The 11,587-nt window shown below is 60.1% G+C and carries 11 protein-coding genes; 6 read left to right on the forward strand and 5 right to left on the reverse strand.

Annotated elements, in window-relative coordinates; genetic code table 11:
- Window positions 1-53: 53 nt before the first annotated feature.
- Window positions 54-254: a hypothetical protein gene (locus BM399_RS18535; RefSeq protein ID WP_092869286.1), complete on the forward strand. Its 201-nt coding sequence runs from the start codon at window positions 54-56 to the stop codon at window positions 252-254.
- Between the two features lie 19 nt (window positions 255-273).
- Here BM399_RS18535 and BM399_RS18540 read toward each other — a convergent pair whose 3' ends face one another.
- The 3 genes from BM399_RS18540 to BM399_RS18550 form a co-directional block, all read right to left on the reverse strand.
- Entirely contained in the window at window positions 274-1,017 is a 744-nt protein-coding gene (locus BM399_RS18540) for a DUF1194 domain-containing protein (protein ID WP_092869460.1), read from the reverse strand.
- 169 nt (window positions 1,018-1,186) lie between these two features.
- Window positions 1,187-2,470, reverse strand: a complete 1,284-nt coding sequence (locus BM399_RS18545) for an O-antigen ligase family protein (protein ID WP_092869287.1) — start codon at window positions 2,468-2,470, stop codon at window positions 1,187-1,189.
- Window positions 2,460-3,965, reverse strand: a complete 1,506-nt coding sequence (locus tag BM399_RS18550; RefSeq protein WP_092869288.1) for an undecaprenyl-phosphate glucose phosphotransferase — start codon at window positions 3,963-3,965, stop codon at window positions 2,460-2,462. The genes BM399_RS18545 and BM399_RS18550 overlap by 11 nt, the downstream gene beginning before the upstream one ends.
- Before the next feature lie 399 nt (window positions 3,966-4,364).
- Between BM399_RS18550 and BM399_RS18555 the strand changes: the two genes are divergently transcribed.
- The 3 genes from BM399_RS18555 to BM399_RS21275 all read left to right on the forward strand — a co-directional run bounded on the left by BM399_RS18555 (window position 4,365) and on the right by BM399_RS21275 (window position 6,944).
- A complete protein-coding gene (locus BM399_RS18555) occupies window positions 4,365-4,757 on the forward strand; it encodes a hypothetical protein (RefSeq protein ID WP_092869289.1) in 393 nt (130 codons plus the stop codon).
- A 236-nt stretch (window positions 4,758-4,993) separates the two neighbouring features.
- Entirely contained in the window at window positions 4,994-6,646 is a 1,653-nt protein-coding gene (locus BM399_RS18560; RefSeq protein WP_092869290.1) for a L,D-transpeptidase family protein, read from the forward strand.
- Window positions 6,647-6,770: 124 nt separating this feature from the next.
- Window positions 6,771-6,944 carry a hypothetical protein gene (locus tag BM399_RS21275; protein WP_177228218.1) on the forward strand — a complete coding sequence of 58 codons (174 nt, stop codon included), beginning with the start codon at window positions 6,771-6,773 and terminating at the stop codon, window positions 6,942-6,944.
- Window positions 6,945-6,967: 23 nt separating this feature from the next.
- Here BM399_RS21275 and BM399_RS18565 read toward each other — a convergent pair whose 3' ends face one another.
- Window positions 6,968-7,594 (reverse strand): N-acetyltransferase, encoded by a 627-nt coding sequence (locus BM399_RS18565; RefSeq protein WP_143117866.1) that lies wholly within the window; start codon window positions 7,592-7,594, stop codon window positions 6,968-6,970.
- 364 nt (window positions 7,595-7,958) lie between these two features.
- Between BM399_RS18565 and BM399_RS18570 the strand changes: the two genes are divergently transcribed.
- Window positions 7,959-8,840: an HlyD family secretion protein gene (locus BM399_RS18570; RefSeq protein ID WP_092869292.1), complete on the forward strand. Its 882-nt coding sequence runs from the start codon at window positions 7,959-7,961 to the stop codon at window positions 8,838-8,840.
- Window positions 8,827-10,392 carry a DHA2 family efflux MFS transporter permease subunit gene (locus BM399_RS18575; protein ID WP_244531365.1) on the forward strand — a complete coding sequence of 522 codons (1,566 nt, stop codon included), beginning with the start codon at window positions 8,827-8,829 and terminating at the stop codon, window positions 10,390-10,392. The genes BM399_RS18570 and BM399_RS18575 overlap by 14 nt, the downstream gene beginning before the upstream one ends.
- Window positions 10,393-10,402: 10 nt before the next feature.
- On the opposite strand, the gene BM399_RS18580 is transcribed toward BM399_RS18575, so the two are convergent.
- Window positions 10,403-11,464 carry an aminotransferase class I/II-fold pyridoxal phosphate-dependent enzyme gene (locus BM399_RS18580; protein ID WP_177228219.1) on the reverse strand — a complete coding sequence of 354 codons (1,062 nt, stop codon included), beginning with the start codon at window positions 11,462-11,464 and terminating at the stop codon, window positions 10,403-10,405.
- Window positions 11,465-11,587: the final 123 nt, after the last annotated feature.

The following is an 11,587-nucleotide window of genomic DNA, read 5'->3' on the forward strand; positions in this document are numbered from 1 at the left end:
CCTTGCGTCAGCGTACTGTTGAGTATCGCTGACGCGCAATCCGGGAATTTGCCATGCTTGCAATCGTTCTATCCGCCTGCCTTGCGAACGATCCAAATGTTTGCCGCGACTACAAGATCCCGATCGATGCCAACATCGACGCGATGACGTGCATGGCCGAAGCCCCGCCGCACTTCGCGAAATGGAGCGAGGAGCATCCCGGCTGGCAAGTCACCCGCTGGCGCTGCGCCCCCGCCACCGAAAACGACATCTGAATTTCAGGACGGCTTCGAGCTATCGGGCCAAGTCCGTCATCGAATAGCGGGGTGCTGCGAGACCGCTCACCTCGATGACGAATTTTTGCCGGATGGCCCGCTCGAAATCGCTGTAGCCCTGGGCCGGCAGCACGAAACTGCCGGGTCCGCCCATGACATGCTCGCGATACCATTGCTCGAGCGGAGGCGGCCCGCCCGGCACGGCTTTCGGCAACAGCGCTGAATCTTCCGGCGTATCGAGCAGGATCGGCAAACCGTTGATCGTGACACCGTTGGCCACGAGCTCGTCGCGCACGGTCTCGATGGGCTCCTCGGCGTTGCAGTTGTCGGGACCGTCTCCCGATACGTCAATGATGATGCGGGCAGCCTTCGCCGGAACCTGCGGAACGATCTTGTCGTTTGCCGACCGCAGCATGCGCGTCATGCAGGTGAACTCGCCGCCTTGCCGCTGCAGCGAACGAACCCGCTTTGCCGCCGCAAACGCATCTGCCTTGTTCGCAATCCTGATCCAGGGAATGACGAAGGACGGCGTGTCCGCCCACGTGACCATCGAGAACAGGATCCCGCCCGCCGATCCCCCGGTAATCGCCTCGATGACGCCGGGGTCTTCGAGCGCCTTGGCGATCCCTTCCATCTGCAGCCGGTAACGGGCGTCGTCGACGGAGTTCGAGACGTCGACGGAGACGACCAGCGCCGTGTCGACAGGTGGTCCCTCCTGCCCTGCCACGGTGAGGCAGCCAAGCAGGAAGGCACCGGCGGCCATGAATGCGGCAATCGCCGCACGCCGCTGTTTGAGGATGCTCAAAATGGAGAGAACTCCTGGTCGACGGGCGCAGCACCAGATGCCGAACCTCTGGGGAATACGTAGCAAACGGATTTTTTCCCGCCAAGCCAGCGATCACCACCAGCCGGCAGGACGGGTGCCGACACGGCTAAGCCTCAATGTCATCGGCCCGCCGTCGCGGGTCGCTCGCTGGAGGAGTTGCATCTGCCAGCCCCCAGATCAATCCGGCCATTAGGAAGAAGTGACGCCAGTGATCGCTATCGATGACGAACCCTTCGAAGGCCAACCCCGCAAACGACGCGAAAGCGATCACAGCCGGTCCCTGAAGACGCGTTCTTTGCAGCGCCGTCCGAAAGCCGAGATAGAGCGTCACCGCCACGGTCATGATGTAGATCAAGCCGCCAAGCCACCCGGCATTCAGAAACTGGGTGAGATAGACGTTATGCGGTTCCTCGTGGTGATAGGTATCGCGGAACGTATGCGTCCCGATCCCGAAGGGATGCTCGACGATCAGCGCACGCGCCTTTTGCTGCCCCCCGAAACGCCCGTTCGGACCCTCGTCGTAACTCTGATCGAGGTTGGCACGTTGGCCGAGCAGGTCGCGAACCTGGTCGATCTGTGTTGCAACCGCAAGCGCGCTCATCAGGCCGACGATGCCGATGATGGTCACCTTCCCGAAGCGATTGAAATCCGAGCTGCGCCGCGAGCGGAAGAGGACGATGCCGATCAAGATGAAAACGGAAAATATCGTCGACACCCACGCGCCGCGCGAAAAGCTGATGAGCAACCCGATGACGAGCGGCAATGCAACAGCCGCAGCCATCAGCGCGTGCGCCGGCCGTCCCCGCAACATCACCCAGACGACACTGACGATCGCAGGTGCTACCGCCGCGCCGTAGACGTTCGGATCTTTGAAGGTGCCGCGCGCGCGATCGTAGTTTGTGAAGAGGTCGTACGTCGAAGGGATGAGGCGAAAGTACCCGGCGAAGGCCGCCGCTGTGGCGATGAGACAAGCGGCAACGTAGCAGACGAGGACGAGCTTCGCCCGGGGCTCCGGGTCCTTCGCGACGTAGCCCGCGATCACGAACGCGCCCGTTGCCAGGAACAGCGTGACGAGCTGATGCACGAACGCGGTCTGGAACGTCGTGGAAAGCATCGTTCCGGCAAAGCCCAGCGCAAAGAGCGCGATCCACGCCGAATAATTGACGAATGCCGCGTTGCCGAATTTCAGCACATGCAGAACCGGCAGAACGCCGATGACCATCACCATCAAGCCGTCGGCAATCGCAGGCTCCGAGAAAACGATCGTGCTGAGCATCGTCGCAATCGCAACGAGCATGCCCGCGAGCGTGCTCGCCCGAATGCTGAGCGAAATCGGAGCAGCAGGAGCAAGGCGCGGCGCCGTCTCGGCTGCTTCGGCGCTAGTAGGCATTCTTCCCCGTCAGCAGCGAGAGCGGCGTCAACGCAATGATGTAGAGATCGAACAGAACAGACCAGTTGTCGATGTAGTAGAGATCGTGCTCGACGCGGCGGACGAGCTTCTCGTGGGTATCCGTCTCGCCGCGCCAGCCGTTGATTTGCGCCCAGCCCGTGACGCCCGGTTTCATCCGATGGCGGGCGAAATAACCCTGCACGACGTTTTCATAGAGATCGCGTTCGGCCTTGGCGCCCGTCGCATGGGGACGGGGCCCAACGAGCGACATCTCGCCCTTTAGCACATTGATGAGCTGTGGGAGTTCGTCGAGGCTCGTACGCCGGATGAAGCGGCCGACCGGCGTCACGCGCGGATCGCCTCGCGTCACTTGTTTGCTGGCGGTGTCATCCTGCATCTCGACGTACATCGAGCGGAACTTCAACACTTCGATCACTTCGCTGTTGAAGCCATAGCGCTTCTGGCGAAAGAATATCGGACCCTTGCTGTCGAGCCGCACGGCAAGCGCAACGAGCGCCATGATCGGCGAAACGAGCAGCAGCAATAGCGCTGCGAGCACACGATCCTCGACGTTCTTGAGAACCCTGTCCCAGTCGCTCAGCGGCTTGTCCATCACCGCGAGCATCGGCACCCGCCCGATGAAACTGTAAGCCCGGGAATTGAGCCGGAGCTTCGAGTTCAACGCCGAGATCCGCACGTCGACCTGCAGCGTGAAAAGCTTGTACAGGATCTCCATCAAGCGTTCTTCAGCGCGCGTCGGAACGGTGACGATGAGCAAGTCGACGCCCGCATCGCGACAGAAATCGGTGAGCGTCTCGAATGTCCCGAGCCGCGCGATGCCGCCATAGCTCCCCGCGGCGCGCGCGTCCTGCCGGTCGTCGAATACGCCGAGAATGCGCATGTGATTGGTCGGATCCGAGGAAAGCTCGCGGATGAGATCTTCGGCCTCCTGCCCGCCGCCGACGATGACCGTCCGCCGGACCAGACTGCCGGCGCGCGTCAGCCGGTCTATCGTCCACGCAGCAAGCGAACGAACGACGCAAAGAAACACGGCCGACAATTCCATCCACGCCGCAATCTCGCGTGGCGCGACCTCATCGTGATCGAACAGAAAGGCAAAGCCCGAAATTCCGAGCGCGACGGCGCCGAGCGACGTCAGCACCTTCAGCGCTTGCGAGGTGAACCCGCGAAGCGCCGGAATGGAATACGACCATTGACGGCGCAGCACGTAGACCGCGAGCACCGCAACCAATGTCGTCAGAGCAAAACTCCGCCACGATGGCTCGAACGGGTTTCCTAGCAGCGCATTCGCGAGCGGCCACGCGACAACGATCGACACGAGATCGGCAATCGTTACCGCCAGAAGAAGTTTAGGCCGCGAGGCGCTGCCGAGCCTGTCGAAAAAGAGCGACTTGGCCCAGGCGATCACACGCTCCCATCGGGGATCGGCGTTTTCGAGAATGATGTGGGGGGAGGAATTCGACTTCTCGGGCATCTGCGGAAGGGCACCTTGGAATTGAATTCAATCCCATAGGGGCCCGCAGATGAGGCGATGGTAAACATCGTCCAGTCGAGTTCGAGATTGATGCCTTGAGGCCGCAATAGGGTGAACACCGGGTTGTCCGCCGTCCCGTGATGGCGCGAACCGCACCGCTTGGGCCTTTACCTGCCCTCAGCACACTTCGCTCCGCTCGCGCTGTTCCCGGCGGAACACGTCGCGCCATGCCCGAGTGGTTAAAATGGAGTTAACGGCGACGATGTCCCCGTTCTTCCGGTCCGCAAATGCGACGCGACCCCTCGTGACGTCTCGGGTCACGACCCCGATCGAGCCCGCATTCCCCGTCCGTGTACGGCAAACAGGCCGGATGCCTTCGCTCACACTAAGGAGAGCATTATGTCTAAAAAGCTGCTTTCTCTATTTGCCGGCGGAGCGCTTGCGCTCTCGGCGGCAGCCTGCGGCGCGGCAGCTGCGCCGATCAACCCGGGCGGCTTCGCGTCCCATTCGACGAGTAGCTTTGAGGTCCAGGTCCGCTCCGGCGGAGGTGGGATGCATGGGGGTTCTGGAGGCATGCACGCCGGTCACATGATGGGCGGACCACGCTTCGCAGGCCCTTCGGTTCGTCGCGAGATGGGCCGCACGCACATGGCCGGCCACCACCGGCATCACCATAACCGCTTCTTCTTTGCCGGTTACCCCTACTATTACTACGATGACGGATATTACGACGATTACGATCAAGGCTGCTGGTGGAGCCGTTCGCATCGGCGCTGGATCTGCAGCGACTGACGGCTGAAACACGTAATCAAGTCATCACGATAGACCCTCAACACCAACGTTTGTTGAGGGTCTTTGCATGATTTTTATGCGCGAGGCCCGATCATCCGAGCAATGCGGAGGGCTATTGAAACGAAACGTCCACGATGACATCAATCTTGGAGCACGCGCTAATCAATGCTCAACCATCTTCAGACTAGGCTGCCCCTGTCTCATTTCCGCCCGCCAGCATACTCAAGGTCTGTAAAATGTACCGCCTGCTTCCTCAGCGACAGCGCCCCCTGACGGGCCTTGCCATGATGGCGCTGATAGCACTGGCTTCGAGTTCGATGATCGATAGCGCCGAAGCCGCAAGCCGCCGCTCGCGCAATCTCGAAGACGTTTCGCAGGACACTTTGACCGGCCAGCCGATGTTGGCGATCGTGTCCCTCAAGGATCAGCGGGTCAGCGTTTACGACGCCGCCGGCGGCGTCATGCGCGCGCCGGTTTCAAGCGGACGAACGGGCTACGAGACCCCAGTCGGCACCTACAGCGTTCTTCAAAAGGAAGAGGAACACTATTCGAATGTCTACGACGACGCGTCGATGCACTTCATGCAACGCATCACGTGGTCAGGCGTAGCGCTCCATGCAGGCGCCCTTCCGGGCTACCCGGCATCGCATGGATGCGTCCGGATGCCGGACGGCTTCGCCCAGCGCCTCTTTCCGCTGACCAAGATCGGCATGCGCGTGATCGTTGCCTACGACGACGTCGCGCCCGTCGAGATTTCCCACCCAGTGCTGCTGAAGCCCACGCCGCCGCCGGCCGTCGAGTCTGCTGTCGCGATCCCGATGTCGTACTATGGCCAGGACAGCGACGATAGCGCGAGCCCATTTGAACCCGACGTGAAGCGTTGGCCGGCGCGCAAAGCCCAACTCGAAGCCCTGAAAGCAATTGCGGCCGGCAAGCGGATTGAAGCCGATTCCGCAAATTCCCAGGCCGACGAGATGAAGCAGATCGTCGACGAAAAGAAAGAGCCTCGCGACAAAGCCGCCAAGATTGTCCGCAAAGCCGAAGCCGCAAAAAAGTCAGCCGACGACCGGGTTGCAAAGGCTGAAAAAGGACTGGCAGCCGCGAAGTCCCCCAAAGCCATCAAGAATTGGGAAGACACGAAGGCGAAAGCGACGAAAAACGCTGAAGAAGCCGCAGCAAAATTGGCTGTTGCAACCGCAAATCTGAAAGCGGCCGAAGACGAATTTCTGGCGGCCCAAAAAGAAGCGGCGCCCTCTGAAGCCGCGAGAGCCATCGCTGTCGCTGCCGCAGACGACGCCAAGCACAAGACGCAACCGGTTTCGATATTCATCAGCCTCAAGACGCAACGGCTCTATGTGCGCCAAGGCTATGAGCCCGTCTTCGAAGCCCCTGTCACAATCAGCGAGCCCGATCGGCCGATCGGCACACACATCTATACCGCCGTTGAATACGCCAACGACGGCAAGGATCTGCGCTGGCACGCTGTAACCTTGGAGCACAAGGAAGCCGATTACGCATACAACGACGACGACCGCCTCCAGCAGACGAGCGATGTCGTCAACAACACGCCCCAGACGGACCTCGCCAAAGCCACCGCCGCGCTCGACCGGATCACGATTCCGCCCGAAGTCGTCGCGCGCTTTTCCGAGGTCGCCTGGCCCGGCTCATCGCTGATTATCTCCGATGAACCGATGAGCAAGGAAACTAACAAGGCAACGGACTTCATCGTGCTTGTCAGCACCGAGCCTCAAGGCGGCATCAAAAAGCGGCCGAAACAGTTCTTCCCGTCCGACAACTTCTATCGCGATAGCTCCGACGATTACTTTTACGGCTACGACCGTTACGGACGGCGGGGATATCCACGGCAGAAGTCCTTCTTCTGGTGGTGACGCGCGTCAGGGCCCCGTCCCTGCCGCTTTGTTGACAACTAAAGATACGCTAAAAGCCCCCGCTTCCTTGAAAATGCCGCGAGGACGTTATTGCTTCCGAACAATCGAATTCGGAGGATCCGTCATGAATGCCCAACCACGCCTTGCAAGCGACATCTCGACACTCGGAGTGATCGAGCAATTGCGCGACGCGCTGAAATACGCCGACAGCGAACTTCAGCGCCGCTGCGTCATCTCGAGCAAGGTCCGGGAAGCCCTGAGCGTCGCCGAGCGCTTTCTCGCCAAAGCCGGGCCCTGAAGCGCCGCGATCCGGCCCGAAGCTCAATCTAGCTGCTGCCCACGGACCCACTTGAATCGGGAAGCGAGTGCGTGGAAACAGGCGCGTACCGTCTCGCTGAAGGTGCGCCTGGGCGTGGCCCCGTCGAACAGCTCCTCGAATTCGAAGCGCGGCCGCAGACCAAGCCGGTGTCTGTGCGGATAATAAAACACCAGCACCGGCGACCGCCGCCACCAGACCTTGAACTCAGCGTCTGACATTTGCCGCGGCGACACTGGCCACAGCAGCCCTCCGGCATGAATCATGTCCGCCGAAATCAAATCATAAACGGCAGTCGCAATACCCTTCCGCTGAAACGACCTCTGGACCTCGGCTTTTGTGATGACCGCGATCCCGTTGACCATGCGGCCCACTTCGCAAAATCCAACGGCTTCCTCGCCGATCACAGCCGACAGTTCCGTGCGGAAAATGCGATACGACATGCCGGCGTCCGTCAGAGCCCGCCGCAAGAAAAACACGCGTCCACTTTTGGTGGTCAGCGGAACGAGCGGCTGATCGAGCACCAGCCCCCGCAAGCGCGTCTCCGCCTCCATCGGATCGAAGTCCGACTTGGCGTGCTGCGCGATCAATCTCGAGTAAGAGGCTTCGGCTTTCTGCAATCGCTCGGGCACGACCACCACCTAGGCTTTGCGTGAGCTTTCGAATACGTCCGGGTAAGAATTCGGCAGAAGGAGTTAACAAGCGCCCAATTCTGCCCCATGCCACACAAGCGAAATGGGTAGCACACCGCATTTATTGATCCGCCAGCGGAAAACCCGGGGTTTACGCTGCGTATGCGCCGCATTCCGGACTCGGAGTTCAACCGGTAAGCATCGGCGAGAATTGCTATCGGGCCGAGGGGTGTCATCGTGATATTTCAGTCGCCCGCGCGGCACGCTGCAAGTATAGAGCCTGCAGGCGTTCGTTCCGTCCAGCCGTGATGGCAACTTTAAGGGGTCATGAAAGTTGCAGCCTACGAATAAGCGGAAAAAATCCATGCAGGATCGATTGCAAGAGAAGAAGCCGTTGCCCAGTGCTGTCCAGAGCAGCGCCCCGCCATCCGCGCGTCAGCCGCTTCTTTCCAAGCGTGCGCTTTCCGTTATCGGCACGCTCGCAATCATCGGTCTGATCGTCGCCGGATATTTCTATTGGCAACATTCGACACTTTATCCCTCGACGGACAATGCGCAGGTCCAGGCCAACATCGTCCAGATAACCCCGCTCGTGAGCGGGCTCGTGACAGAGGTCAAAGTCGAACCCTTCGCGTCCGTCAAATCCGGCGACGTCCTGGTTCAGCTGGACCCCGCACCCTACGAGTCGGCATTAAAGCTCGCGCAATCGCGCCTCACCGTCGCACAACAGCAGCCGACAGGAACCGGCCCGCAGGCAGTCGCCGCGAAGGCGAACGTCGAGCAAGCGCAATTGGCCGTCGACCAGGCCCGTCTCGATCTCGATCATGCGACCATAAAAGCGCCCGTCGACGGAACCGTCGGCAAGGTCCGCACTCAACCGGGCGAACTCGCCAAAGCCGGCATGCCCCTCTTCCCGCTCGTTGATACGGCGCATTGGTGGGTCGACGCGAATTTCAAGGAAACTGATCTTGCCCGCATCAAGGTGGGCCAAACCGCCAACATCACCGTTGACGCGTTCCCGTCGCTGAAATTCACCGGCAAAGTCGAGGCCATCAGCCGGGCCAGCAATGCCGCATTCTCGCTGATGCCATCCGAGAACGCGACGGGCAGCTGGGTGAAAGTCGTCCAGCGGTTCCCCGTGCGCATCGGACTGACGCTTCGACCGGACGATCCCCCGATCGGCGTCGGCGCCTCGGCATCCGTGACCGTCGACACTGCCGGAGAAAGCGACAGTGGCGGCAAGTGATACAGCGGCAGCAAGTGATCAAGTAGTGGACCCAGCGAGCCTGCCGATCACCGATAGGCTCCTGACCTCGCTCGCCGTTCTTCTTGCCGTCCTCATGGTCATTCTCGACATGACCGTGGTGAATGTCGCGCTGCCCGAATTGATGGGCGCTCTCGGCGCGACTCCCGATCAGATCACGTGGGTTTTGACGTCCTATATCGTCGCTGAAGCGATCGTCATTCCGATGAGCGGCTTTCTCGCCGAACGGTTCGGGAGAAAGCGCGTTCTCATCATCAGCGTCGCGGGCTTCGTTGTCGCGTCGATGCTCTGCGGACAGGCCCGCACGCTCTTTCAAATGGTGTTGTTCCGCCTTCTCCAGGGTGCCTTCGGAGCGAGCGTCATTCCCCTCTCCCAGGCAACGATGGTCGACAGCTTCGATGCGCAAAGCCGCGGCAAGGCGATGGCGGTTTGGGGGATAGGCGTGCTTCTCGGGCCCATCATGGGTCCGACGGTCGGCGGGTTCATCACCGATCATCTCGGCTGGCCGTGGATATTCTACATCAATCTGCCGATCGGGATCGTCAACCTCGCGCTTCTCGTCGCCTACCTCAGACCGACGAAGCCGATCCGCGTGCCCATCGATTGGTTGGGCGCCGCCCTATTGGCGATCGGTGTCGGCAGCCTTCAGATGCTGCTTGATCGCGGCAACGTCGAAGACTGGCTGCAATCGAGCCTGATCGTCAGCTTGGCCGTTATATCGATCGTTTGCATCACGGCTTTCGTCTACCGAAGCTTCAATCGGCCGGACGCAATCCTTCAGCTCAGCCTGCTGAAGGATCGAAACCTCGCCACATCGACGTTTCTCATCATGGCGTTCGGCGTCGGAATGCTGAGCACCATAGCGCTGCAGCCGCTCTTTCTGGAACACCTGCTCGGCTATCCAGCGAGCACCGCAGGGCTCGTGATGGCCCCGCGCGGCATCGCCGTCATGGCCGGCATGATCATCGTCGCCGCGTTGATCTCACATGTCGATTCACGCTGGCTCGTATTCTTCGGCCTCCTGTTGTCGGCCGGCGGCACATACGTCACGACGACCACGTACAATCTCAACATCGACAAATTCTGGATCATCGCGCCGACCATCGTTCAAGGCATCGGCATGGGCATGATATTTGTGCCCCTTTCGACGCTCGCCTATCAGACCTTGCCGAAGAGCGCCTCGGATCAAGCAGCGAGCATCTTCAACATCGCACGGACGATCGGCGGCTCTGTCGGCATCGCTATTGCGGCCACGATTTTGACCCGCACGGCGCATCAGAATTGGCAGTCGCTCGCCGGCGCGATGGACCCCTACAATCCCGCCCTGCACGCCTGGTTCGAAGCGGCCGGCGTTTCGGCATCCAGTCCGCTTGGACAGCAAATGCTCGGCGCCGAGCTCGCACGACAATCGATGATGATTGGCTTCATCGAGTCCTTTGGCTTCATCACGCTGAGCTTCCTCGTCCTGATCCCGTTCGTGCTTCTTCTGAAGGACACCGGCGCAGGTTCCCCCTACGCCGTCGAAGGGAAATAGACGCAACGGATTATCGGCTCAATGCTTCCGCGCACGACTGAAGTTCATCGACGGAGTGCTCCGACGAAATGAAAAATCTCAGCCGGCTCGCATTGAACCGGACACCGGGATAGATGATCGGTGACGGGTTGAAGCCCTGCTCCTGCATGCGCTCGAGCAGCTTGCCTGTATTCTTCACCGAACCGACGATAACGGGGACCATTCCAAGTCCGATGCTCGTCCCCGTATCGAAGCCACGCGCGCGGCAGTCCCTGAAAAACAGCTTGCTGTTATCATGAAGGCGATGGACGCGCTCCGGCTCTCTTTTGAGAATGCGAAGGCTTGCGAGTGCTGCGGCGGTCACCGCGGGAGGAAGTCCCACCGAGTAGACGAAACCCGGTGCGGAATATTTGAGAAGTTCGATCAGATCCGCATTGCCGGCAATAAACCCGCCGCAGGATGCGAGCGACTTGCTCAGAGTGCCCATGAAAATATCGATTTTCCTCGGGTCAACTCCGGCATATTCCGCGACGCCCCTGCCGCTTTCGCCCAGAACCCCGACGCCGTGGGCATCGTCGATCATCAACCAACAGCCGAATTTTTCTTTGATCTCGATGAGGCCGGAAAGATCGACACAATCACCCTCGGTCGAACAAAGACCCTCGATGACGATCAATACGTTTTGGAAGCTGTCGCGATTTTGGAGAAGCAGCCGAACAAGCGATTCCAAATCGTTGTGTTTGAAAGGCTTTATTTCGGCGCCTGATAGCCGCGCGCCAACGATGGCACTGTTGTGCACGAACTCATCATGAATGACGAGGTCACCCTTGTTCACGAGTGTGGCGATCGTTGACACGTTGGCCGCGTGCCCGCTCACAAAAGTAAGCGAATTTTCGAAGCCGAAAAAATCCGCAAGCTCCGTTTCGAGCTGCCGATGCATGTCCAGGCTTCCCGAGATCATGCGGCTTGCCGATATACAGCAACCAAAGGCGTCGATGGCACTCCTCGCCGCCGCCATCACCTCGGGATGATCACTCAGGCCGAGATAATCGCACCACCCGAAGTTTACGAGTTGTTTCCCATCGATGGTCACCGACCTCTTCGAACGGCTTTCCTGAATTTTGAAGAAAGGATTTTCTATCCCCCAGGACTGCCCCAACATTTGATATTGGCGGATCGACCGAAATCGCGACGTATCGGAAAATGCTGCGGCCTC

The organism is Hyphomicrobium facile, assembly GCF_900116175.1.
Classification (GTDB): Bacteria; Pseudomonadota; Alphaproteobacteria; order Rhizobiales; family Hyphomicrobiaceae; genus Hyphomicrobium_B; species Hyphomicrobium_B facile.

Bases quoted from the DNA above. Each gene is read 5' to 3' on its own strand.
- BM399_RS21275 (WP_177228218.1), top strand. From the start codon at position 6,771: ATGAATGCCCAACCACGCCTTGCAAGCGACATCTCGACACTCGGAGTG.
- BM399_RS18570 (WP_092869292.1), top strand. From the start codon at position 7,959: ATGCAGGATCGATTGCAAGAGAAGAAGCCGTTGCCCAGTGCTGTCCAG.
- BM399_RS18555 (WP_092869289.1), top strand. From the start codon at position 4,365: ATGTCTAAAAAGCTGCTTTCTCTATTTGCCGGCGGAGCGCTTGCGCTC.
- BM399_RS18550 (WP_092869288.1), bottom strand. From the start codon at position 3,965: ATGCCCGAGAAGTCGAATTCCTCCCCCCACATCATTCTCGAAAACGCC.
- BM399_RS18535 (WP_092869286.1), top strand. From the start codon at position 54: ATGCTTGCAATCGTTCTATCCGCCTGCCTTGCGAACGATCCAAATGTT.
- BM399_RS18540 (WP_092869460.1), bottom strand. From the start codon at position 1,017: ATGGCCGCCGGTGCCTTCCTGCTTGGCTGCCTCACCGTGGCAGGGCAG.
- BM399_RS18560 (WP_092869290.1), top strand. From the start codon at position 4,994: ATGTACCGCCTGCTTCCTCAGCGACAGCGCCCCCTGACGGGCCTTGCC.
- BM399_RS18545 (WP_092869287.1), bottom strand. From the start codon at position 2,470: ATGCCTACTAGCGCCGAAGCAGCCGAGACGGCGCCGCGCCTTGCTCCT.